The organism is Natronococcus pandeyae, from assembly GCF_008122205.1.
Classification (GTDB): Archaea; Halobacteriota; Halobacteria; order Halobacteriales; family Natrialbaceae; genus Natronococcus; species Natronococcus pandeyae.
The window spans coordinates 24,553-45,554 of the sequence record NZ_PHNJ01000022.1 but is presented as its reverse complement, the minus strand read 5'-3'; the positions used below and the strand labels follow the sequence as shown (position 1 = coordinate 45,554).

Below are 21,002 nucleotides of genomic sequence, written 5' to 3'. Positions count from 1 at the left end.
GCGAGTATCGACGCTGACGATTCCGAGGGGCACCGCTTGTCACGGGCTTCGGACTGTACGGAGTCAAACGCTTCGGTGAGTACGCCGAGACACAGTTGCCACTCGCAAATACGATGTCCCGAGAAGAATTCGCGTATCTGTGATTACGACGGGCGGCCTGCTACTGGTACTGCGACTCTTGAGGGCTACTACTGGTACTGCGACTCTCGACGGGCCTGGTACATCAGCTCCCACACCGCGTCCTCGATCGACTCGGGGTTCTCTTCCTCGAGCTTCTTGTACAGGGACTCGGAGACGTTGACTTCGGGCATCACGTGGTCATATACCAGCGTCCCTAATAAAGGTACCCTAATACGGAACTGAGTTAATTTCGGCTCGAGTGCAGAACGGCCGGTTACCGGGCGAGAGCGACGGCTGTACACGGAATCGCCGTCGCGCCGACGGAAGCGAGATAACTGCTGGCACGTCCCGAACCGAAACTGGCAGGATTTAAGCAACGGCGGAACTCCGTTTGAATTGCTATGAAACTGCACGAGTACCAGGCGAAGCAAGTCTTCGCCGACGCCGGAATTCCGACGCCGGAGTCGCAACTCGCCTCCGACGTCGACGGCGTACTAACCGCCGCTCAGGAGATCGGGTATCCTGTTGCGGTCAAGGCACAGGTACAGGTCGGCGGTCGGGGGAAAGCCGGCGGAATCGAACTCGTCGATACCGACGAGGAAGCCCGCGAGGCGGCCGAGTCGATCATCGGGATGGATCTCAAGGGCTATCACGTCGACCAGGTTCTCGTCGAGGGAGCCGTCGACTTCGTCGACGAACTCTACGTCGGGATCACGATGGACCGCGGCGAGGGCAAACCCGTCGCGATGGTCTCGACCAAGGGTGGCGTCAACATCGAGGAGGTCGCCGAGGAGGACCCCGACGCCATCGCGCGCGAGCACATCGATCCGTCGTTCGGGATGCACCCCTACCAGGCGCGCAAGGCGGTCTACGACGCTGGCGTCGATCCCGCCGTCGCCCGCGACGTCTCGAGCGTCCTGACCACGCTCTACCAGCTCTGGGACGACCGAGACGGCGCCGACGCCGAGATCAACCCGCTGATGGTCACGGCTGACGACGAGGTCATCGCGGCCGACGCCGTGATGAACATCGACGAGGACGCGCTGTTCCGCCAGCCCGAACTCGCCGAGATGGAAGCCGAAGCAGCCGGCAGCGGCGACGACCTCGAGCAGAAGGCCGACGAGTACAACTTCGACTACGTCCGTCTCGAGGGCAACACGGGTATCATCGGCAACGGTGCCGGTCTCGTGATGACCACCCTCGACCTCGTCGACCACTACGGCGGCGAACCCGCCAACTTCCTCGACGTCGGTGGCGGCGCGAAGGCCGAACGCATCGCGAACGCGCTCGATATGGTCTTCTCGGACGACAACGTCGACAGCGTCGTCTTCAACATCTTCGGCGGGATCACGCGCGGCGACGAGGTCGCCCGCGGGATCAACGAGGCGCTCGAGCAGTTCGACGAGATCCCGAAGCCGGTCGTCGTCCGACTGGCCGGGACGAACTGGGAGGAAGGCATGGAGATTCTGAACGAGGACCTCGTGACGGTCGAACAGACCCTCGAGGACGCGGTCCAGCGTGCTGTCGAGTACGCTGAGGAGGTGAACGACCAATGAGCGTACTAGTCGACGACGACACGCGCGTCGTGGTACAGGGCATCACCGGCGGGGAAGGCAAGTTCCACGCCGAACAGATGATGGAGTACGGCACCAACATCGTAGCCGGCGCGGTCCCCGGCAAGGGCGGCCAGGAGGCCGCAGGCGTCCCCGTCTACGATACGGTCCACGAGGCCGTCGAAGAGGAGAACGCCGACACCTCGGTGATCTTCGTCCCGCCGGCGTTCGCCGGCGACGCCGTCTTCGAGGCACTCGACACCGACCTCGACCTCGCGGTCGCGATCACGGAGGGCATCCCGACCCAGGACATGGCCCGGGTCAACAAGCGCCTCTCCGAGACCGACACGCGACTCATCGGTCCCAACTGTCCCGGCCTCATCACGCCCGGCGAGGCCAAACTCGGCATCCTCCCCGGCAACATCTTCGCCGAGGGGAACGTCGGTCTGGTCTCCCGCTCCGGGACGCTGACCTACCAGGTCGTCGACAACCTCACTAATCGCGGCATCGGTCAGACGACCGCGATCGGTATCGGCGGCGACCCCATCATCGGCACGGACTTCGTCGACGCCCTCGAACTGTTCGAGAACGACGACGAGACCGAAGCGATCGTCATGTGCGGTGAGATCGGTGGCGAGGACGAAGAGGAGGCCGCCGCGTTCATCGACGACTACGTCGACACACCCGTCGCCGGCTTCATCGCCGGCCGCACGGCCCCGCCAGGAAAGCGCATGGGCCATGCGGGTGCGATCGTCTCCGGTTCGGGCACCGGCACCGCGGAGAGCAAGATTTCCGCGCTGAACGACGCCGGCGTCCCCGTCGGTGACACCCCCGAAGAAGTCGCCGACCACATCGAAGAGTTCCTCGGATAACGATTCCGACGCCCTCACGAGTGTGAGGCCGTCGAACCGTCGTCAGTCGTATTCGACGGTTCGTTTTTTCGACGAGCGTATTCGACGATTCGTTTCGGACGGAATCTACCAGAAGCGACACGAGAGCGGCCAGTACCTCGACCGAAACAGCGGCGCAGGGCACTCGAGCGGGTGGACGTCAGTCCAGACGAGACCCCCCGAAGCGACGGACGAGCAGCTTCCGGGCAGACAATCATACGGCAGCGCCACGTCCTCGAGAGATGCCATGCCAGTCACCCTCGAGTGCGACGTCTGTGGCCACCGCCACACGATTCCGGAGCGGCTGGACGATCCGGACGGCGGCGGCACGGTCTGTCCGGAATGTGGTGCCAAACCGTACACGGTTCGACGGGAGGGGCTCGTCTGGCACCCCCAGCCGTAACCACTCGCGTCGGTGCCGTCTCCGACGAGAACTCCTGGAACGACGCTACGCAGTCCCCGCTGACGCTATGCAGTCCCCGCCGACGCTATGCAGTCCCCGCCGACGCGTGGCGATCAATCACCTGCCGCAGGGTCGTTCCGTCCTGCATCCCGACGAGTCGTTCGACCGCCTCGCCGTCGGCGAACAGCAGCAGCGTCGGCAGCCCCTGGATGCCGTACTGCTGGGCGAGCGCCGGGTGAGCGTCGGTGTCGACCTTCGCGATGGCGGCGGGCGTCTCCCCCGCGAGGTCCTCGAGGATCGGCGCGAGCATCTTGCAGGGGCCACACCAGTCGGCGTAAAAGTCGACCAGGACGAGTTCGTGGGCGTCGAGGACCTCCTGGAACTGCGCCTGGCTCTCGACGGTGACGGGCTCGTCGGGGCTCACTGTGCCCCGTTGTTCGCGTTCGATCCGCTCGCGCAGCCGTTCGCGCTTCTCGGCGCGAATCTGCTCGAGGTCGTCATCGTCGGTATCGCAATCGTCCGTCTCGACCATATTCGCGTCTACCGCCCCGAAGAGAAAAACCGTTACGAGCGGCCGAGCTTCGACCGGATCCAGCCCAGAATACCGGACGACCCGTCCTCGTCCGTGTCGTCCACCGTCGCGAGTTCGGACTCGGTGGGTGCGACGAGCGCGGTCTCGCTCGAGGCCGCCCCGGACTCGACGGATGCGAGGTCGAGGGGAGCCGACTTGCTCGATTCGGAGGACACGGACTCGGCCGACGTGGACTCACTGGACGCCGACTCGCCACCGGCCGCTGCCGCATCGTCGGCCACCGGCTCCTCGAGCGCTTCGTCCGTCGCGACCGACTTCTCGTCGTCCCTCCCTTCGCCGCCCGATTTCTCGCCGCTCGACTGGTCTTTCTCGGTCGGCGCGTCAGTCGTCGGTTCCAGCGGCGCGTCGCCCGCGTCGACCCAGAGGAACTCCTCGCCCTCGGTTCGGTCCGGGAGCAAGAGCGCCTCGAGCGCGTCCTCGTCGACGAGCAGCGCCGCGTCGACAGCCGTCTCGGTGGTCACGGGCTCGGGTTCGTCCGCGCTCGCGATGATCTCCGCCGGTCGATCGTCCGCGAGGACGGCGTCGGCGTCGGCCGCCTCGTCGGCCTTGAGCCGATCGAAGGCCGCTGTCGCCGTCTCGTCGTCGCGTTCACCGTCACGTTCGTCGACGCTTGCTCGCGAGGTGGGCTCGCTGTCGGGCGGTCGCTCGTCGACCGGCTCGTCCGCGACCGGTCCGAACAGTTCGTCGAGACTGGGGCCGGCCTCGAGTCCGCCGTCCGTCGCGGTGTCGTCCGTGGCACTGTCGGTCATGGGCAGCTCTCCGTCGATAGATTATCACACTCCTTTAACTTTTGGAATGTTTGGTTGTCACGAATGTCGATAGAACTGGCGTATGAGTCTGACGGCCATCGTCCACCTGAAACGGCCGATCGGCGTGACAATTGGCCACTTTTCCGCAGTGTGAGAGTCGATTGTCAGATTACGACTCCGCGTCGGCGAGCAGGTCGGGACTCTCGAGGTAGTCTTCGATCCCCTCCGCCGCGCGGTAGGCGAGCGCGCCGACGGTGCCTGTCGGGTTGTAGCCGCTGTTGTGGGCGAACGCCGACGCGCCGGGGATGAACAGGTTGTGTGCGTCCCAGCACTGCAGGTAGTTGTTGACGACGGACTCCTCGGGATCGGCGCCCATGATCGCGCCGCCGGTGTTGTGGGTCGACTGGTAGGGGATGATATCGAAGTCGCCCTCGAGCCCGCCAGTGGCTTCGACGGTGTCGGCGCCCATCGCCTCCATGACCCGCTCGCAGACGTCGCTGGCGAACTCCGAGAGCGCGTAGTCCTGCTCGTGCCAGTTGAACGTCATTCGAAGCAGCGGAAGCCCGTAATCGTCGGTGTAGTTCGGATCGAGGTCGAGGTAGTTGTTCTGGAACGGTAAGACGGCCCCCTGACACGAGATCGATAGCGAACTGTGGTTGTATTCGAGGCTCTGCTCTTTGAACTCCGAGCCCCACGAGGGCGTATCCTCGGGAACGGGATTGTTCGCGATCGGCCGCTCACCGGTCTGGCTCATCGAGACCGAGCCGCCGTGCAGGAAGTCACGGTCCTCGTGATCGAAGTTGTCGCCGTTGATGTCGTCGAAAGCGGCCCCGAGCGCGCCGGCGCCCATGTAGAGGTTCCACTCTTCGTCGTCGAAAAAGCCCGTCGCGGCGCCGCCGAAGTTCTGATAACAGTAGTTCTTCCCGACGACTCCGTCGCCGGTTTCCGGATCGTACGGTTCGCCGATTCCCGACAGCAGGAGCAGCCGGACGTTGTTGAGGACGTAGGCGGTGAGCGCGACGACGTCCGCAGGCTGCTCGTAGACGTCGTTCGTCCGATGGTCGACGTACTTGACGCCGGTCACTTCCTCCTCGTCCTCATCGTAGAGCAACTCGACGACGTTCGAGTGGGTTCGCAGTTCGAAGTTCCCCGTCTCGTGGGCGACCGGGAGGACGGTTACGGTCGGATCGGATTTCGCGCCCCACTCGCAGCCGAACCGCTCGCAGTAGCCGCAGTACTCGCACTGGCCGAGCTGCACGCCGTCGGTGTTCTCGTACGATTCGGAGAGGTTCGCCGAGGGCTGCATGAACGGCTCGAATCCAACCTCCTCGGCGCCGTCCATGAAGGTCTCGAGCGCCGGCGTTTCCATCATCGGCGGCAGCGGAAAGTCCCGCGACCGGGGTCCCTCGTGGGGATTGCCGTCGTCCTGGATCTCGCCCTCGATGTTGCCGGCGACGCCCGAGATGCCGGCCATGTACTCGAACTCGTCGAAGTAGGGTTCGAGCTCCTCGTAGGTGATCCCCCAGTCCTGGAGTTGCATGTCTTCGGGGATCGAGTCCTCGCCGTAGCGATCGATCGTCTCGGATCTGATCTCGAAGTCGTAGGGCAAGAAGCGCCAGGTGACCCCGTTCCAGTGAACGCCAGCCCCGCCGACGCCGGTCCCTGGAAGGAACGCACCGTATCGACGCATCGGCAGCGCGGTATCTCCCGGCTCGTGTCGGAAGGTGATCGTCTCCCGGGAGAGGTCCTGCATCAGCTTGTACCGCAGGGCGTACCCCAGTTCGTCGTGGACGGTGAGCCAGTCTTCCGTCGATCGTTCGCCTCCGCGCTCGAGGCCGACCACCTCGTAGCCTTCTTCCGCCAGTTCTTTCGCGATGATGCCGCCGGTCCAGCCCACGCCGACGGTGACGACGTCGACGGGGTCGAGTTCTTGTGCCATTGTTGCTCGGTCTCTCGGTTGGGTTTCGTTGATTCGGTCGCCGCTGTCCGTGCTCTTCAGTGGCTGTGGTCGCCGTCCGGGTTGAGTCCCTGCTCCTGGACGTCGTCGGCCATGCTCCGCGGTTCGTCGATCTCGAAGTACTCCTCGTCCTGGATGTTCGCGCGGTAACTCCCGAGCGAACCGGGCGTGCCGGGGAAGTTCTTCAGCCGCCAGCCGATCATCTCCTGATTCCCGCCGTACATCGGGTCGGCGAACATTCCCTCGAGCGTGTTCTCCCGCAACAGGAGGAAGAAGTCACTGGGCTCGAGCCCCCGGAACGTCCCGACTTCGTCGTTCTCGAGCGCCTCGATGACCTCGTCTTGCTCGTCGCCGTCGAGATCGACGAAGCTGTCGTCGTACTCCGCCTCGCAGTACGCCTCGACGAAGTCGATCGAATAAGTGTACGCCTCCGCCGGCGTCAGGGGGTACTGCCAGCCCTGGCCGTCGGCAGGCTCTTCGTCGGCCCACTCAACCTCGACGTCGTCCTCTTCCGGATCTTCGGGGTCGGTGTCGAACTCGTCGGGCTGGTCAGCTTCGTCTTCGTCCCCGTTCTCGTCGTCGTTCCCGACTCCGTTCTCGTCGTTTCCGTTCTCTGCCTCCTCGTCGTCTCCGTTTTCGGTTTCGTCGTCGTCTCCGTCCTCGGCTTCCTCCTCGTCGTTCTCGACTTCTTCATCGTCCTCGTCGTCGTGTTCGGCCGGCTCGCCGACTCCCTCGGCGCCGACCGGCCCGCCGACGGGATCGGCTGCTTCGACCCCCGTATCCAGGTCGAGTTGTTCGACGCCAGGGAACGGCCCTTCCAGGTACCAGCGCTCGCCCTGGCCCCAGTCCTGGTTCATTTGTCGGTCGATGAAGTAGACGACGCCGGCCTCGGGAGCACCCGGCCCGTTGTCGTCGGAAGGATAGATCCGATTGGCCATATCCTGGACGATCTGGCCCTGCTCGAGGCTGAAAAACTGCAATCCTTGCTCTTCGATCTCTGCCTCCTCGACGTCCTCGAGCGAAAACTCGCCCGAGGCCGCCGCCCGCCTGGCGACGATACTCAGCCCGATGAACCCGCCACCTGCAACGACGGCCTCCCGCCGGGTAAAGTCGAAGTTCGAATCATCGTTCGACATGCCGTCTCCCCACAGGGAACGGGGCTATAATCTCGCCACCTTTCGTGTGCAAGTTCTACGGATTTAAGGGCCGCTAACAGCCTCGAGAGCGTCGAAAACTCGGTCGCGTCGACCGCGACTCTCGAGCGTCACAGCACACGAAACTCTCCCCAACGATTATATACTCGTCAACTACCTATTCGAACGTGGTTTACGAGACAGGAAATCCGACGGTCGACGACGCACTCGAGCGGGTGCTGGCCGGCGAGCGACTCGACCGCACCGACGGCCTCGCGCTGATCGCACAGCCGGTCGAACCGCTCGCAGCGGCCGGTGCAGTCGTGCGCGATCAGTTCGGCGACGGGACGGTCGACGCGTGCTCGATCGTCAACGCGAAAGCGGGCAACTGCGCCGAGGACTGCGGCTTCTGCGCCCAGTCGGTCCACTTCGACACCGGTATCGACACCTACGGCTTCCTCGGCCCCGAGAAGATCCTCGAGGCCGCCAAACGAGCCGAACGCGACGGCGCCCAGCGGTTCGGCATCGTCGTCGCGGAGAAGGGCGTCTCGAAGGAACACCGCCCCGACGAGTGGGACGAGGTGATCGAATCCATCCGCCTCGTCCGGGACGAGTGCGACCTCGAGGTCGACGCCTCCCTAGGGATTCTCACGGAGGAGGAGGCCGAGATCCTCGCCGCAGAGGGGATCAATCACTACAATCATAACATCGAGACCTCACCGAACTACTTCCCGGAGATCGTCGGCTCGCACAGCTTCGAGGATCGCGTCGAGACGCTCGAGACAGCCAAGGCGGCCGGCATGGACCTCTGTGCCGGCGTCATACTCGGAATGGGCGAGACGCCGACCGACCGCGTCGACGCCGCGATCGCGTTACAAGAGATCGGCATCTCCTCGCTGCCGGTGAACGTCCTCAACCCGGTCGAGGGGACCCCACTTGCCGAGCAGGACAGTGCCGAGATCACGACCGACGAGATCGTCACGACGGTCGCGGTGTACAAACTGCTCCACCCCGAGTCGCGAGTGCGCCTGACTGGCGGGCGCGAGGTCAACCTCGCAACCGACGAACAGCACCTGCCGCTCGAGGCGGGCGCCGACGGCCTGCTGACGGGAGATTATCTCACCACGGAGGGCCAGTCGCCCGGCGAGGACTTAGAGATCATCGAACGGGCCGGCCTCGAGCCCAATCGGGAGGTAAACGACTTCGATCCCGACGAGGTCAAAGCCCGTGCGGACGGGAACGGCCCGCGCGAGTCGACGACCGACTCGAACGAGACGACGACGGACTCGAGTGCGAGTACGGGTCCAGAACCGAGCGACGACTGACGGATACAGACGACTATCACCACATCGATACCATGGACGAAGTTACGTTTGCGGTACTCGGAACCGGAGGAATCGGCCGACGAGCACTCGAAGTGAGCCAGCACAAGGAGGCCCTGACACCCGTTGCAGCGTGTGATCGCCACGGCACCGCGATCGACTTCGACGGACTCGACGTCGACGAACTGCTGGCGGCGACGGAGGGGAACATCGACAGCGAACCGCGAGACGGCGACGTCGCGACGGACGGCGGCGCAGCGACCGCCGAGAGCGAAGGCGGGGTCAAACAGCACGGTGAAGACGAGGGGGTCGTCGCCTCCGAGCAGGCTCGTCCCAGCGCAGACCCCATCCAGGACGTCATCGACCGCGGCGAGGAGATCGACGCGGTCCTGCTCGCGCTGCCGAACTACGAGCACGATTTCATCCCGCGGGTGGCTGATCGGTTCCTCGAGGGCGACTACTCGGGCGTACTGATCGACGTCCTCAAACGGTCGCGCGTGATCGACATGCTCGACGAGCGTACGGAGACGTTCGAGGAGCAGGGGATCACGTTCATTTGCGGGGCCGGCGCGACGCCGGGTCTCCTCACCGGCGCGGCCGCGCTCGCGGCCCAGTCGTTCGTCGAGGTCACGGACGTCGATATCTGGTGGGGCGTCGGCCTCAAGTCGGGTTACGAGGACAACCGCGGCACCGTCCGCGAAGACATCGCGCATCTGCCAGAGTACGACATCGAGACCGCCCGCGACCTCTCCGACGCGGAGATCGAGGCGATCATCGACGACCACGAGGGCGCCATCGAGTTCGAGGACATGGAACACGCCGACGACGTCCTGCTCGAGCGTGCCGGAGTCTGTGACGCCGAGGACGTCACCGTCGGTGGGATCCTCGACGTTCGAAGCGACGAGAAGCCGACGACGACGACCGTCTCGGTGACGGGAACGACCTTCGACGGCGAGACGGCGACGAACACCTTCCGACTCGACGACGCGACGAGTATGGAAGCCAACGTCAACGGCCCGGCGCTGGGCTACCTGAAAGCCGGCGTTCGTCGCAACCGCGCCGGCGAGTACGGCGTCTTCGGACCGGCCGAACTGATGCCCGGCTTCTGAGTCCACCGTCGTCGGTCCGCAGTCCAGTCCTCCGTGGAACCGCCACCGACGCCCGGACGCGCTGGTCATCAGTGAAAACGGCAACTGGTTCGCATCCGGTCTCGACGACGGAACCAGCGAACTGTTTTCAGCCGTTATCGAAGAGGATAATATCTAGAACTGTTCGTGAAGAAATACCCCACCACCGATCAGCTAAACTCCATCATATGCCGAAGAAACCACCGTCAACGGGCGTTCCGGATCCGGGAGATCAGAACCGTGACAGTGAAACCTCACCGCTGTCACCGTTCACTCGAATGGAAGACCGCGGGTTCGATCTCGAGGGGCGACTCGACGCCCGTTCGAGGAACGACCTGAAACGATCGCTTGCACCCGTCGATCGGGTCGCAGAGCGAGGGTACTTCGCGGCGCCGTCGGGTGGTGACCTCCCGGTGCTCGGCGCCGACGAGGCGCTCGTATTCGGGTCGAACAACTATCTCGGATTCACCGACGACCAGCGCGTCCAGGACGCAGCGCGACAGGCCGCCGCCACCGTCGGAACAGGCGCGGGCGCGAGTCGACTCGTTACGGGCGATACGCTCGTTCACCAGGACCTCGAGCGCGTGCTCGCCGAAACGAAGCGGACCGACCGCGCGCTCGCGTTCTCCTCCGGCTACGCCGCCAACGTCGGGACGATCGCGGCGATGGAACCGGACGTCGTCTTCTCGGACGAACTGAACCACGCGAGTATCATCGACGGCTGTCGCCTCTCGAACGCCGAGACGGTCATCTACGACCACTGTGACTCGGCGAGCCTGCGGGAGAAGCTGACGGCTCGAGCCGAGCGAGACGGCGCCGACGAGGAATCGTGGCTGATCGTCACCGACTCCGTGTTCAGCATGGACGGGACCGTCGCCCCGCTCAGAGCGATCTGTGACGCCGCCGAGGCGTTCGGCGCCTGGCTGATGGTCGACGAGGCCCACGCGACCGGCCTCTACGCGGACGGCGGCGGAGTCGTGCAGGCCGAAGGCCTCGAGGATCGGATCCAGATCCAGATGGGAACGCTCTCGAAGGCGCTGGCGAGCCAGGGAGGCTACGTCGCAGGGAGCGACGCCCTGATCGAGTATCTGGTCAACGACGCGCGACCGTTCGTCTTCTCGACCGGTCTCACGCCACCGGCCGCCGCAGCCGCAAGCGAGGCGCTCCACCTCGCTCGCCACAGCGACGCTCGCGAGCGCCTCTGGGAGAACGTTGCGCACCTCCGAGACGGCCTCGAGTCGATGGGGTTCGAGGTGCTCGGGGACTCCCAGATCCTCCCCGTTCTCGTCGGCGACCGTCGCGACGCGCTCGCCCTCGCCGCCGGCATCCGGGATCGGGACGTGGTCGCACCGGCGATCCGTCCGCCGACCGTTCCCGAGGGGACCTGCCGGATTCGCGTCACGCCGATGGCGACGCACGATCAGGCGGACATCATCGCCTGCCTCGAGGCGTTCCGGACGGTCGGCGAGGAGGTCGGCTTGCTGTGAGCGACACACCGCCGATCGCCGTCGTCGGTACCGGGACCGGCGTCGGGAAGACCGTCGTTACCGCCGGGCTCACGTCGTGGTTTCGCGAGTCGGGCGTCGACGCGCGGGCGATCAAACCCGCACAGACTGGCTTTCCACCGGACGACGACGCGGGATTCGTCGCCGAGGCCTGCGAGGATACCGAGGCGGCGACCTGCCTCACCTATCTCGAGCCACCGCTCGCACCCCGGGTCGCGGCCGAGCGAACCGACGAGTCACTCGAGTACGACGCCCTTCTCGAGGGGTGTCGACGCGAACTCGAGCGTACGCCCGTCTCGATCGTCGAGGGAATCGGCGGCCTCCGGGTGCCGCTGGCCGGCGAGCACGAGGTGCTCGACCTGATCGCCGACCTCTCGGCGGTCGCGGTCGTCGTCACACGCTCCGGACTCGGCACGCTGAATCACACCGCACTTACGGTCGACGCGCTCGAACGCCGGGGCGTCGACGTTCACGGAATCGTCTGCAACGAGTACGAAGGGGCGTCGGTCGCCGAGCGGACGAACCCATCCGAACTCGAGCGGATGACGGGCCGTCCGGTCGAGACGGTCCCACCGCTCCCGAGTGACGATCCTCGAGAACTCGCCGCGGGCGTTCGCGACGCGCTCTCGGACGGCTTCTGCGAACGACTGACCGAAAACTAACCCCCATCCCCCATCAGACCGGCGGCGTCGCCGGTTCGTCCTCGAGCGCTGCGACTTCGCCGTCGGTCGCTGTGTCGCCCGTTTCCGTCAAAGAGTCGACGAGATACGAGACGATTTCTGATTTCCGGTGTGTTATCTCGAGGTGCACGTGGAGGTCCGTGCGATCCTCGTGTGTCTTCGAACAGAGGGGGCATTCGTGTGTACTCATTGGTCGTTGCTCACCAACGAGCCCTGTCATCACACACTGACGTAATAGTGTCGATTGGTCTAAATTTCGACATATTATGGGGTGGTAATACCCGGATATTCAACCTGTCGCACGCGATCGAAACGGCGGTGCGTCTCAGAAGAAGTCAGAAAGACCCGACTGATCCTCGTCCGGTTCTTCGGCTGCCGATTCGGACTCCGCCGTCGCGTCATCCGCCTCGACGTCGGTGCCGGCATCCGTACTCGAGGCCTCGAGGGACTGCTGGCCGCTGTCTGTGGCCGTCTCGGCTTCGTCGTTACTCGAGTCGTCCTCGCCCGAATCGACGCTGTCGCTGTCGACGGATTCGCTCTCGAAGAAGGCGCTTCCGGAGTGTTCGACCGTTTCCGCCTCCCGGCGCTCTTCGGCGTCCTCGACGATCGACTGGACCTTGTTAGTGTCCTTTCCGCTGCCCGTGACGAAGGACACTTCCGCTTCGTCGAGTTCGTAGATGGCGGCCATGCGCACGGTGAGGTCGCGGTTCTTGCAGTGGTGGGTCATCGCCGAGAGGAACGGGAGGATCTCTCGGCGGGCCGTCGCGACGCTCGTTCCGTCGCGCTCGGCGATGCGCTCGGCGATGGCGTCGCGCGTGTTCCGCGTCCCCTTGGTGCGGCCGAGTTTCGACCAGTAACTCGGCGGTCCGTAGCGGGTCCAGCCTCCTTTCGACCCCTGTCGAGAGGCGGCGACGCCGGCGGTCATGTTGTCCGTCGCGTACCGCCAGTATGAGTAGTCCTGCGTGGCCCGGACCCGGCCGAGCCAGCGGTCGGCGTTCGAGAGGAACTCGTAGGCGTCGGCCAGTTCCTCGCCCTCGTAATCCTTCGGGACGTTGTCTTCGATCCAGTTGAGGAGGTCGTCGGGCGTCTCGTCGACGTCGTAGGAGGCGTACAGCGCACCCTGGGCGTCCTCCTCCTTGATGAGCGCGTCGAGGAAGTCGAAGATCCCCTCCGTCGTGTCGCGCTCGCTCGTGACGACGTCGTCGACGGTCAGCCGCTCCGCCTCCTCGGCGACGGCCTGGAGGTCGTTGACCGCCGACCGGAGGTCGCCGCTCGTGTTCTCGGCGATCTTCTCTAAGGCTTCCTCCTCGAACTCGACGCCCTCGCGCCGGCAGATGTCCCGGAGCACGGGAACGATCGAGCGCTTCGAGACGTCGCGGAACTCGATCGTCTCGCAGGCGCTGCGCAGCGACTGGCTCATATCGTAGAACTCGTTCGCGACGAGGACGATCGGCTGGTTCGCGTCTTTGACGACGCGGGTGACCTCCCGCGAGCCGCCGTAGTCGGCGTTACCGTGGAAGTTGTCCGCCTCGTCGAGGATCACGAGCCGCCGGCCCGAACTGCCCGCGGTGAGCGTGCCGCTCTTCGATGCCTCGCCCGCGATGCGTTCGATCACGTCGGCCCCCCGGCTATCGCTCGCGTTGAGTTCCATCACGGGCCAGCCCAGGTCGTTCGCCAGCGCGTGGGCCGCGGAGGTCTTCCCGACCCCGGGGCTGCCGTGGACGATCACCGAGTCGCGATGGTCCTCCCAGGTTTCGGCCCACTCCTTCAACTGGTCGCGAGCCTTGTTGTTGCCGCGCACCTCCGACAGCGTCGTCGGACGGTACGTCTCGGTCCAGTCGCTCATTAGCGGTGATAGGTGTGAACGGCGTTTAGTGGTTGCGGAGCGTCACTCCTCATCGACCGTCTTCAAATCGAGACGAGGCGCAACGTCCTCGTACATGTCATCACTGGAGACGATGGTATCTCCGTTGGATTCGACGAGGTGAAGCGCGTCGAACGGCGTAAAGCCGTGGTCTTCGACGTACGTTGCTGCGGAGACCACCGTCTCTACGTCGCCGCGTACCTCGACGAGGTTAGCAGCGTTCGTGACGACGCGTTCGGTATCTCGGTCCTCGCGGTAGGCGACCAGAAAGAGTTCGATGAGTGTAAACTGCGATGTCCACAGTTCGTCTCGGTGCTCACGATACACGGTTTCGGCGGCGTCTCCGAGCCAGTCTTCGTCTTTGATAAGTGCGAGGAGAAAATCCGTTTCCGCGTACATTTATCGTCCGGCCTCGTCGAGGGCCGCCTCCCGTGCGTCCTCACGAAGCTTGTCAGCCGACTTGTCGACGTCCGCGAACTCGTCTCTGAGCGCGCCGAGCGGATCGTCAGCGACAGGAACTAACTTGATTCCGTCGTGAAGCTGAACGATATGATAGCGCTCGCCGTATCGTTCACGTACTTCCTTCGGAAGTGTGAGACGACCCCGGTCGTCTAGTGAGACATCAGACATATCTCGCTGTACGGTGGGCGAAGATAAAAACATTCCCCGAAAGAGCCAGAGTACCCATCGATGAGAGCAGCCACCAGTTACCACACCGATAACAACAACTGAAGCTATTTGCACACCGACAGCACTGCCCACGGGTTTCGGAGCATCATTCCTCGGTAACCGTTTCCGGCTCGGGATCCCATCTCGGATGGAAAAACCAAAAATCAGTACGAAGGGCTGAGAAAACGTACCCGGAACACGAAAACGAGGCTGCAAGCGAGACATCGAGAACAAATGAGTGACGGACGGAACACTACCGCGGCAGCCAGACCATCGGATCAGCAGTTGCGCTACGCCGCCGGAGTCGTCGCACTTCTCGTCGCAGGTCTTCACCTGTTTCATCCGCAGTACGGCCTCGAGCGGCTGGTGATTCTGCTTTCGACGGATCCGGCACTGCTCGTCTCGCATCCGCGACCGGTCGCGTTCGTTCTCTCGGCGGTTGCGATCGTTATCGGCATCTACCTGGTGCTGTTCGGCGTGCTGGTACGGCCGATCTACGTTCTCGGAATGGTCTTGATGCTGACGTACATCGTCGGCTACTTCGCGTGGCACTTCACCGGACACGGCGGGTTCTTGCCCGGACGCACGCCGCACTATCACGGGCTGGGACCGTACGAAACCGTCGTTTCCCACCTCCGGGAAGATCCCTGGGCCCGGGCGGCGATCGCGCTCGAGAGCGTCCTGTTCGTCCTCCTCGCGGTACTCTATCGTCGGGAGTCGTAACCGATACCGCGATCGGCGGCCTACTGCGACCGTACTCGACGGATGAACGACCGAACGGACGCGATGCTCAACGGCGCGCTGATGGTGATCGGCGCGGCGGCAGTCGTCGATACTGTCGTCTTTCACTGGGTGCTCGAGTGGCACCGGTTGATCGAGGGGGCTCCCGACCCCGAACTCTTTTTCCTCGAGCTGGGCGTCGTCCTCGTCGGCGGGATCCTGTTCGCGGTCGGCGCGGCGCGCGAGCGGCGAGCGAGACGCCGCTGAGTCCGCGATAGCGCCCTGTCCGCGTCCCGTCGTGCCGGCGGAGCCGATAACTGTCTTCGACTCGAACGGCGTCCATGAACGTCGCGATCGTCACCGTCGGCGACGAACTCCTCGCCGGCACGACCACTAACACCAACGCCGCGTGGCTGGCCGACGAGCTCACCGAGCGCGGAGCGACCGTCCGTCGGATCCTGACGATTCCCGACGACCGCGCGCTCATCGCGGAGACCGTCGCCCGCTGGAGCGACGAATTCGACGCCGTGATCGTCACCGGCGGCCTCGGCGGCACGCCCGACGACGTGACCCTCGAGGCGGTCGCCGACGGTCTCGAGCGCGACATGGTCGTCCACGAGCGGATCCGCGACCGACTGGTCGGCAAAGCGCGCGCCTTTCGCGAGGAGAACCCCGACCTCGTCGCGGAGTACGACCTCCAGATCGATCTCGACGCCGCCGCCTCGATCCCCGAGGGTTCGACGCCGATCGTCGTCGACGAAGCGTGGGCACCGGGCTGTACCGTCGAGAACGTCCACGTCTTCGCCGGCATCCCCGAGGAGATGCGAGCGATGTTCCACGAGGTGGCCGAAGAGTTTGCGGGCGAATCGATCGCACGAACGCTGTACACCCCAGCCCCGGAGGGTGCGCTGACCGACGTCCTCGAGAGCGTCACCGACGAGTTCGACGTCGCCGTCGGGAGCTACCCGCGGAGCGAGGACCGACCGGGTCGGATCCGCATCGCCGGTTCGGACGTGGAGACACTCGAGGATGCAGCGGCCTGGATCGACGCGCGCATCGAGACGGTCGAGCCGCCGACGGAGACCACTGACGTCGGTGGTTGAGTGACACTCGAGGGGACCGAACCCAGTCTGAGAGCAGAACCTGTTTTTCTGACTGCACCTCGAGCGTCGGGCTGTCAGCAAGGGCGAACGACGAGCGCGTTTCGATCTGTCTGGCAGGTCCTGGGCTGGCTGTTCTACAACGCCCACGGGGTCGATACCCGGCTTCCACGCACGGGCGGATTCCAGTTCGTCACGTCCTGGCTGCCGACGACGGCTCGCTCTGGAAGCAGTCCGTTCTCCCGGTGTTGGCGCTGGGTTTGGCCGGGGCTGTCGTCGTCTGGCGACACCGCAGTGTCCATTGGATGCCGACCGGCACGCGATCCCGGACGCGACCGTCAGCGTCGGCTCCCTCCTCTGTACCGTCGCCGGCCCCCCCTCTTCGCGATCAGTTGTTGCTATAGAGCGTTAGTGCAGCACGACGACTTCGTTTGTTTCACGTCAAAGTCAGTGAACCAGTCGTCCAGTCCCCCTGCGAACTTACTGTTTTTATTATGTGATCTCTCATCACTTACTCACGTACATAACCACCGCTGACAACCATCGCTGACAACCACCTATAATTTGCGTGAACCGTCGAGGGCAACGAGGAGCGCGTTTGCCCGGCTCGTGGCCCGATACTTTCGCCACTTGCCATCTTTCCGACGTTTGACAAGTCCAGCCTCGGTGAGCTGGGAGAGAGCATGACTGATCGCACTGTCGCTGACGTCAAGCAGCGGCGCGAACTCACAGACACAGAGTTCGTCGTCGGCGATGTGGAGGATGCGAACAATCCTGTATCGGGTCTCGTTGGCCAGTGCCGATACCAGTGCAACGTCCTCTTCGAGATTGATATCCCCGGTTGCTGCATCCAACTCCTCAAGTTCGGCCAGCCGCGCTGCAACCGCTTCCTCTCCACAGCCACCGCGGTCGTCAGCAAGGTATCGTTGTAATCGCTCGGTCGAGGACATAGGTATCAATTGAGTATATACTGAATTAAGCCTTACGACATGCTCTTCCCGTCCAATATCAGGACCTAAGCAGAACGATTTAGTATCTACTAATTTGTGGTGGCTATATGGCTCTCGAAATCGTGAGACGATACGGACCGTCACCGACTCGGACGCCCGAGCGTGGAGTGGCCACTGGACGACAGTGTCAGCGGGGGTGTCGGTACTGATGGCTGCCTACGAACAGGTCAACTACACCGATATCGAACCGATCTACGGAGCGATGCATGCGCTCGGCGAGTCCCTCGGTAGCGAGCAGGTCGGCGTCTCGATGGTTCGTTGTGAACCCGGTTGGCGAAACAAACCACACGATCATGAGGCGAACGACCACGAGGAGATCTACATCCTCATTGAGGGCCACGCAACAGTCCTGATCGACGATGACCCGATCGAGATCGAAAGCGGTGACGCGGTCTGGATTCCGCCGGAATCGACGCGCCAGATCCGGAACGGCGAGACCGAAAGCGCGTTCGTGCTCATCAGCGCGCCGACCTCGTGCTGTCTGTCTGCGACCTGTTCGCCAGAGGACGGGGAGAGGCGGACGGACGGGTTCGTCGGTTAGACACCGCTTTTGACGGACTGTACCAGCTTGTTTGGCGTCCGCCGGACCACAGCGGATCGATCGAAGGGCTTATCCACTTGTTTGAATAAATGCTAAAATGTAGCTGGGGAAGAACGGCGCGGGAAACGTGCGTTTCCTGCTCACACGGTGTGCAAACGATTGAACAAACGAGCTACCATTCCGACCAACACATGATCGAACTTACCCTGTACGAAGAAGCGATGTGCTGTTCCACCGGCGTCTGTGGACCGGACCCGGACGACGAACTCGTCGAACTCAGTGCTGCCCTCGACCAGCTGGAGTCATCGTTCGACGAACTCGAGATTTCGAGAGCAAACATGCAACACAACATCGACGAGTTTCTCGAGACGCAGCGGATCTACGATCTGGTTCAAGAGAACGGGCCGTCGATTCTACCGATCACCGTCATCGACGACGAGATCGTCGCTAAATCGGCGTACCTCTCCTACGACGAACTCGAAGCAGCGCTGGAAGATCGGATGCAGTCCCAGGAGGCTTAATAAATGACAACCACGACAACTGACGCCCGAGACATCGTCGAACCAAGCGGTGAGGAAACCGAATTCGTCTTCTTCAGCGGCAAAGGTGGTGTCGGCAAGAGTACCGTCAGCTGTGCCACTGCAACCTGGCTGGCCGACAACGACTACGATACATTGTTGGTCACGACCGACCCTGCGCCGAACCTCTCCGACATCTTCGGTCAGGAGATCGGCCACGAGGTCACCGCGATCGACGATATCGAGAACCTCTCGGCGATCGAGATCGATCCCGACAGGGCTGCCGAGGAGTACCGCCAGGAGACAATCGAACCGATGCGCGAGCTCCTTGGCGAGGAGGAGATCGAAACCGTCGAAGAACAGCTCAACAGTCCGTGCGTCGAAGAGATTGCTGCTTTCGACAACTTCGTCGATTTCATAGACAGTCCCGAGTACGACATCGTCGTCTTCGATACTGCACCAACCGGTCACACGATTCGGCTGATGGAGTTACCCTCCGACTGGAACGCCGAACTCGAAAAGGGTGGCTCGACCTGTATTGGGCCGGCTGCCTCGATGGAAGACAAAAAGGACCAGTACGAGCGGGCGATCGAGACGCTCCAGGATAGCGAGAAGACCGCTTTCGGCTTCGTCGGCAAACCCGAAGACTCCTCCATCGACGAGATCGAGCGCAGCGCCGCCGATCTTGCCGACCTTGGGATCGAGTCACAGCTACTCGTCGTCAACGGGTACCTCCCTGAATCGGTCTGTGAGGACCCGTTCTTTGCCGGGAAACGCGAGGACGAACAGGATGTCATCGAGCGAGCGAAAACCGAGTTCGATGCCGACGCGATGGCCTCCTATCCACTCCAGCCCGGCGAAATTGCCGGCCTCGATCTCCTCGCCGACGTTGGCAGCGTCATCTACGACGGTGACGAGGCCACCGTCGAAGTCGGCTCTGGGGCTCCCGCGGGCCCAGCGCAGGAACTCGACATCGATTCGCTGACTACCCCCGACGCTGTCGCCGACCAACTCCGGCCAGCCGACGGAACCAGATATCTGTTCTTTACCGGGAAAGGTGGCGTCGGCAAGAGTACGATCGCCTCGACGACGGCGACCACACTCGCGGCAAGTGGCTACGAGACGCTCGTCGTCACAACCGATCCTGCTGCCCACCTTGAAGATATCTTCGGCGAACCGGTCGGCCACGAGCCGACCTCGGTCAGTCAAGACAACCTCGATGCTGCCCGGATCGATCAGGAGAAAGCCCTCGAAGAGTATCGGGCACAGGTCCTCGATCACGTCCGCGAGATGTACGCGGACAAAGAAGAGACGCAGATCGACGTCGAGGCTGCGATCGCAAACGTCGAAGAGGAGCTCGAATCGCCGTGTGCCGAGGAGATGGCTGCCCTCGAAAAGTTCGTCAGCTACTTCGAGAAAGACGGCTACGACATCGTCGTCTTCGACACCGCGCCAACAGGTCACACGCTGCGACTCCTCGAGTTGCCGTCCGACTGGAAGGGATTCATGGATCTGGGTTCGCTAACGAAGGGCGCAGCGCCAGCGAAGGGGGACCAGTACGACGAGGTCATCGAGACGATGCAAAACCCCGACAAGAGTTCCTTCGCGTTCGTCATGTACCCCGAGTACACGCCGATGATGGAGGCCTATCGTGCCGCCGAAGACCTCAACGACCAGGTCGATATCGACACGTCGTTCGTTGTGGCGAACTACCTGCTCCCCGAGGAGCACGGTAACAACGCCTTCTTTGCGAACCGCCGTGCCCAACAACAGCAGTATCTCGGTGAGATTAGCGATCGGTTCGACACGCCGATGATGCTTGCCCCGCTTCGCCAGGACGAACCGATCGGCCTGGACGAACTACGCGAATTTGGCGAGGAGATTACCGGACTCGCCGGCGTTACGGACGATCACAAAGAACCGGTGACACAATCATGAGCAACGCACACTCTCAGGATGCGGATGTCACCACTGAACTGCGGGCGTTCGTCGACACGCTCAGCGAGTCGGCGACCTACCAACAGTTCATCGAGGCTGGCGAACGACTCGGAAACGATTCCGAGGCGACGGCCTTACTTCGAGAGTATCGACAGAAACAGCAACAGCTGCAAGGCGATGGCTTCGATCAGTCGCTCATGAGCGAACTCCAGGAGTTGCAGACCGAACTGTCGAACAACGAGACGATCCAGCAACACCGAGCGGCACAGAACGATCTCGTCGAACTGCTGCAAGAGACCAACGACGTAATCAGCGACCGGATCGGACGTGAGTTCGCCCAGTCAACTGGGGGTGGATGCTGTTGAGCACCACCGACGAGGAGGTCGTCGCAGCCGCAGAAGCCCTCGCTGACGAACTCGCCGCTGTGCAGGCGGAATCGACATCAGTTGAGTTCGAGTCGATCCTGATACAGTGCAACGACGCGATCAGCGAGGAGACGGGGATCGAGTACGGCGACGCCTGTGACGCAGGCGGTAGCTGCTGAGACGATCGGTCAGTTACGACGGGTTACTCCTTTCCTCAAACCCGATCCGGCGTATCGCCAGCCTTGT

At 63.3% G+C, this 21,002-nt stretch carries 26 protein-coding genes; 15 read left to right on the top strand and 11 right to left on the bottom strand.

The genetic code is table 11. The features are described from left to right. Positions 1 to 188: 188 nt before the first annotated feature. The gene (locus CV102_RS27105) at positions 189 to 311 is read right to left on the bottom strand and encodes a hypothetical protein (RefSeq protein ID WP_005558169.1); all 123 of its coding nucleotides are present in this window, start codon (positions 309 to 311) and stop codon (positions 189 to 191) included. A 210-nt stretch (positions 312 to 521) separates the two neighbouring features. On the opposite strand from CV102_RS27105, the gene sucC reads away from it, so the two are divergent. From sucC to CV102_RS26295, 3 genes are all read left to right on the top strand, one after another. Next, positions 522 to 1,676 carry an ADP-forming succinate--CoA ligase subunit beta gene (gene sucC / locus CV102_RS24050; RefSeq protein ID WP_148860550.1) on the top strand — a complete coding sequence of 385 codons (1,155 nt, stop codon included), beginning with the start codon at positions 522 to 524 and terminating at the stop codon, positions 1,674 to 1,676. Beyond that, positions 1,673 to 2,545, top strand: a complete 873-nt coding sequence (sucD, locus tag CV102_RS24045; RefSeq protein WP_148860549.1) for a succinate--CoA ligase subunit alpha — start codon at positions 1,673 to 1,675, stop codon at positions 2,543 to 2,545. Before sucC ends, sucD begins: the two co-directional genes overlap by 4 nt. A 265-nt stretch (positions 2,546 to 2,810) precedes the next feature. Further along, on the top strand, positions 2,811 to 2,966 hold the full coding sequence (locus CV102_RS26295; RefSeq protein ID WP_187433103.1) for a hypothetical protein: 156 nt from the start codon (positions 2,811 to 2,813) through the stop codon (positions 2,964 to 2,966). Between the two features lie 85 nt (positions 2,967 to 3,051). Here the strand turns inward: CV102_RS26295 and trxA are convergent, their stop codons facing one another. The 4 genes from trxA to CV102_RS24025 form a co-directional block, all read right to left on the bottom strand. Further along, entirely contained in the window at positions 3,052 to 3,498 is a 447-nt protein-coding gene (gene trxA / locus CV102_RS24040; protein WP_148860548.1) for a thioredoxin, read from the bottom strand. Positions 3,499 to 3,530: 32 nt separating this feature from the next. After that, positions 3,531 to 4,307: a hypothetical protein gene (locus tag CV102_RS24035; RefSeq protein WP_148860547.1), complete on the bottom strand. Its 777-nt coding sequence runs from the start codon at positions 4,305 to 4,307 to the stop codon at positions 3,531 to 3,533. Positions 4,308 to 4,476: 169 nt separating this feature from the next. Beyond that, positions 4,477 to 6,246, bottom strand: coding sequence for a GMC family oxidoreductase (locus CV102_RS24030; protein WP_148860546.1), 1,770 nt, complete (start codon positions 6,244 to 6,246; stop codon positions 4,477 to 4,479). A 56-nt stretch (positions 6,247 to 6,302) separates the two neighbouring features. Beyond that, positions 6,303 to 7,400, bottom strand: coding sequence for a gluconate 2-dehydrogenase subunit 3 family protein (locus tag CV102_RS24025; RefSeq protein ID WP_148860545.1), 1,098 nt, complete (start codon positions 7,398 to 7,400; stop codon positions 6,303 to 6,305). A 185-nt stretch (positions 7,401 to 7,585) separates the two neighbouring features. Between CV102_RS24025 and bioB the strand changes: the two genes are divergently transcribed. The 4 genes from bioB (at position 7,586) to bioD (ending at position 12,013) form a co-directional block, all read left to right on the top strand. Beyond that, entirely contained in the window at positions 7,586 to 8,722 is a 1,137-nt protein-coding gene (bioB, locus tag CV102_RS24020) for a biotin synthase BioB (protein WP_148860544.1), read from the top strand. Positions 8,723 to 8,754: 32 nt separating this feature from the next. Next, complete coding sequence (locus CV102_RS24015) at positions 8,755 to 9,828, top strand: transcriptional regulator (protein WP_148860543.1); 1,074 nt, start codon at positions 8,755 to 8,757, stop codon at positions 9,826 to 9,828. Positions 9,829 to 10,124: 296 nt separating this feature from the next. Next, positions 10,125 to 11,333 carry an aminotransferase class I/II-fold pyridoxal phosphate-dependent enzyme gene (locus tag CV102_RS24010; protein ID WP_148860542.1) on the top strand — a complete coding sequence of 403 codons (1,209 nt, stop codon included), beginning with the start codon at positions 10,125 to 10,127 and terminating at the stop codon, positions 11,331 to 11,333. Then, entirely contained in the window at positions 11,330 to 12,013 is a 684-nt protein-coding gene (gene bioD, locus CV102_RS24005; protein WP_148860541.1) for a dethiobiotin synthase, read from the top strand. The genes CV102_RS24010 and bioD overlap by 4 nt, the downstream gene beginning before the upstream one ends. Positions 12,014 to 12,026: 13 nt before the next feature. On the opposite strand, the gene CV102_RS24000 is transcribed toward bioD, so the two are convergent. From CV102_RS24000 to CV102_RS23985, 4 genes are all read right to left on the bottom strand, one after another. Further along, positions 12,027 to 12,221 carry a hypothetical protein gene (locus CV102_RS24000; protein ID WP_148860540.1) on the bottom strand — a complete coding sequence of 65 codons (195 nt, stop codon included), beginning with the start codon at positions 12,219 to 12,221 and terminating at the stop codon, positions 12,027 to 12,029. 135 nt (positions 12,222 to 12,356) lie between these two features. Continuing rightward, on the bottom strand, positions 12,357 to 13,877 hold the full coding sequence (locus CV102_RS23995) for a replication factor C large subunit (RefSeq protein ID WP_148860539.1): 1,521 nt from the start codon (positions 13,875 to 13,877) through the stop codon (positions 12,357 to 12,359). A gap of 42 nt (positions 13,878 to 13,919) precedes the next feature. After that, positions 13,920 to 14,294, bottom strand: a complete 375-nt coding sequence (locus tag CV102_RS23990) for a PIN domain-containing protein (RefSeq protein ID WP_148860538.1) — start codon at positions 14,292 to 14,294, stop codon at positions 13,920 to 13,922. Beyond that, complete coding sequence (locus tag CV102_RS23985) at positions 14,295 to 14,525, bottom strand: AbrB/MazE/SpoVT family DNA-binding domain-containing protein (RefSeq protein WP_148860537.1); 231 nt, start codon at positions 14,523 to 14,525, stop codon at positions 14,295 to 14,297. Between the two features lie 273 nt (positions 14,526 to 14,798). On the opposite strand from CV102_RS23985, the gene CV102_RS23980 reads away from it, so the two are divergent. The 3 genes from CV102_RS23980 (at position 14,799) to CV102_RS23970 (ending at position 16,387) form a co-directional block, all read left to right on the top strand. Continuing rightward, entirely contained in the window at positions 14,799 to 15,287 is a 489-nt protein-coding gene (locus CV102_RS23980) for a hypothetical protein (protein WP_148860536.1), read from the top strand. A 42-nt stretch (positions 15,288 to 15,329) separates the two neighbouring features. Beyond that, positions 15,330 to 15,551, top strand: a complete 222-nt coding sequence (locus tag CV102_RS23975) for a DUF2243 domain-containing protein (RefSeq protein WP_148860535.1) — start codon at positions 15,330 to 15,332, stop codon at positions 15,549 to 15,551. A 74-nt stretch (positions 15,552 to 15,625) separates the two neighbouring features. Then, positions 15,626 to 16,387 carry a competence/damage-inducible protein A gene (locus tag CV102_RS23970; RefSeq protein ID WP_148860534.1) on the top strand — a complete coding sequence of 254 codons (762 nt, stop codon included), beginning with the start codon at positions 15,626 to 15,628 and terminating at the stop codon, positions 16,385 to 16,387. A 134-nt stretch (positions 16,388 to 16,521) separates the two neighbouring features. On the opposite strand, the gene CV102_RS26290 is transcribed toward CV102_RS23970, so the two are convergent. Continuing rightward, on the bottom strand, positions 16,522 to 16,686 hold the full coding sequence (locus CV102_RS26290; RefSeq protein WP_187433102.1) for a hypothetical protein: 165 nt from the start codon (positions 16,684 to 16,686) through the stop codon (positions 16,522 to 16,524). Between the two features lie 255 nt (positions 16,687 to 16,941). Further along, positions 16,942 to 17,334: an ArsR/SmtB family transcription factor gene (locus CV102_RS23965; protein WP_148860533.1), complete on the bottom strand. Its 393-nt coding sequence runs from the start codon at positions 17,332 to 17,334 to the stop codon at positions 16,942 to 16,944. Between the two features lie 208 nt (positions 17,335 to 17,542). Between CV102_RS23965 and CV102_RS23960 the strand changes: the two genes are divergently transcribed. From CV102_RS23960 to hcsS, 5 genes are all read left to right on the top strand, one after another. Next, on the top strand, positions 17,543 to 17,935 hold the full coding sequence (locus CV102_RS23960) for a cupin domain-containing protein (protein ID WP_148860532.1): 393 nt from the start codon (positions 17,543 to 17,545) through the stop codon (positions 17,933 to 17,935). A 191-nt stretch (positions 17,936 to 18,126) separates the two neighbouring features. Beyond that, a complete protein-coding gene (gene arsD, locus CV102_RS23955; RefSeq protein WP_148860531.1) occupies positions 18,127 to 18,456 on the top strand; it encodes an arsenite efflux transporter metallochaperone ArsD in 330 nt (109 codons plus the stop codon). Positions 18,457 to 18,459: 3 nt separating this feature from the next. Then, positions 18,460 to 20,391 carry an arsenical pump-driving ATPase gene (arsA, locus tag CV102_RS23950; RefSeq protein ID WP_148860530.1) on the top strand — a complete coding sequence of 644 codons (1,932 nt, stop codon included), beginning with the start codon at positions 18,460 to 18,462 and terminating at the stop codon, positions 20,389 to 20,391. Continuing rightward, a complete protein-coding gene (hcsL, locus tag CV102_RS23945; protein ID WP_148860529.1) occupies positions 20,388 to 20,756 on the top strand; it encodes a halo-CC-star protein HcsL in 369 nt (122 codons plus the stop codon). The genes arsA and hcsL overlap by 4 nt, the downstream gene beginning before the upstream one ends. Beyond that, a complete protein-coding gene (gene hcsS, locus CV102_RS23940) occupies positions 20,747 to 20,935 on the top strand; it encodes a halo-CC-star protein HcsS (RefSeq protein ID WP_148860528.1) in 189 nt (62 codons plus the stop codon). Before hcsL ends, hcsS begins: the two co-directional genes overlap by 10 nt. Positions 20,936 to 21,002 lie beyond the last annotated feature (67 nt).

Coding starts and splice junctions, on each gene's coding strand:
- CV102_RS27105 (WP_005558169.1), bottom strand. CDS start 311: ATGCCCGAAGTCAACGTCTCCGAGTCCCTGTACAAGAAGCTCGAGGAA.
- sucC (WP_148860550.1), top strand. CDS start 522: ATGAAACTGCACGAGTACCAGGCGAAGCAAGTCTTCGCCGACGCCGGA.
- sucD (WP_148860549.1), top strand. CDS start 1,673: ATGAGCGTACTAGTCGACGACGACACGCGCGTCGTGGTACAGGGCATC.
- CV102_RS26295 (WP_187433103.1), top strand. CDS start 2,811: ATGCCAGTCACCCTCGAGTGCGACGTCTGTGGCCACCGCCACACGATT.
- trxA (WP_148860548.1), bottom strand. CDS start 3,498: ATGGTCGAGACGGACGATTGCGATACCGACGATGACGACCTCGAGCAG.
- CV102_RS24035 (WP_148860547.1), bottom strand. CDS start 4,307: ATGACCGACAGTGCCACGGACGACACCGCGACGGACGGCGGACTCGAG.
- CV102_RS24030 (WP_148860546.1), bottom strand. CDS start 6,246: ATGGCACAAGAACTCGACCCCGTCGACGTCGTCACCGTCGGCGTGGGC.
- CV102_RS24025 (WP_148860545.1), bottom strand. CDS start 7,400: ATGTCGAACGATGATTCGAACTTCGACTTTACCCGGCGGGAGGCCGTC.
- CV102_RS24015 (WP_148860543.1), top strand. CDS start 8,755: ATGGACGAAGTTACGTTTGCGGTACTCGGAACCGGAGGAATCGGCCGA.
- CV102_RS24010 (WP_148860542.1), top strand. CDS start 10,125: ATGGAAGACCGCGGGTTCGATCTCGAGGGGCGACTCGACGCCCGTTCG.
- CV102_RS24000 (WP_148860540.1), bottom strand. CDS start 12,221: ATGAGTACACACGAATGCCCCCTCTGTTCGAAGACACACGAGGATCGC.
- CV102_RS23995 (WP_148860539.1), bottom strand. CDS start 13,877: ATGAGCGACTGGACCGAGACGTACCGTCCGACGACGCTGTCGGAGGTG.
- CV102_RS23990 (WP_148860538.1), bottom strand. CDS start 14,294: ATGTACGCGGAAACGGATTTTCTCCTCGCACTTATCAAAGACGAAGAC.
- CV102_RS23985 (WP_148860537.1), bottom strand. CDS start 14,525: ATGTCTGATGTCTCACTAGACGACCGGGGTCGTCTCACACTTCCGAAG.
- CV102_RS23980 (WP_148860536.1), top strand. CDS start 14,799: ATGAGTGACGGACGGAACACTACCGCGGCAGCCAGACCATCGGATCAG.
- CV102_RS23975 (WP_148860535.1), top strand. CDS start 15,330: ATGAACGACCGAACGGACGCGATGCTCAACGGCGCGCTGATGGTGATC.
- CV102_RS23970 (WP_148860534.1), top strand. CDS start 15,626: ATGAACGTCGCGATCGTCACCGTCGGCGACGAACTCCTCGCCGGCACG.
- CV102_RS26290 (WP_187433102.1), bottom strand. CDS start 16,686: ATGGACACTGCGGTGTCGCCAGACGACGACAGCCCCGGCCAAACCCAG.
- CV102_RS23965 (WP_148860533.1), bottom strand. CDS start 17,334: ATGTCCTCGACCGAGCGATTACAACGATACCTTGCTGACGACCGCGGT.
- CV102_RS23960 (WP_148860532.1), top strand. CDS start 17,543: ATGGCTGCCTACGAACAGGTCAACTACACCGATATCGAACCGATCTAC.
- arsD (WP_148860531.1), top strand. CDS start 18,127: ATGATCGAACTTACCCTGTACGAAGAAGCGATGTGCTGTTCCACCGGC.
- arsA (WP_148860530.1), top strand. CDS start 18,460: ATGACAACCACGACAACTGACGCCCGAGACATCGTCGAACCAAGCGGT.
- hcsL (WP_148860529.1), top strand. CDS start 20,388: ATGAGCAACGCACACTCTCAGGATGCGGATGTCACCACTGAACTGCGG.
- hcsS (WP_148860528.1), top strand. CDS start 20,747: ATGCTGTTGAGCACCACCGACGAGGAGGTCGTCGCAGCCGCAGAAGCC.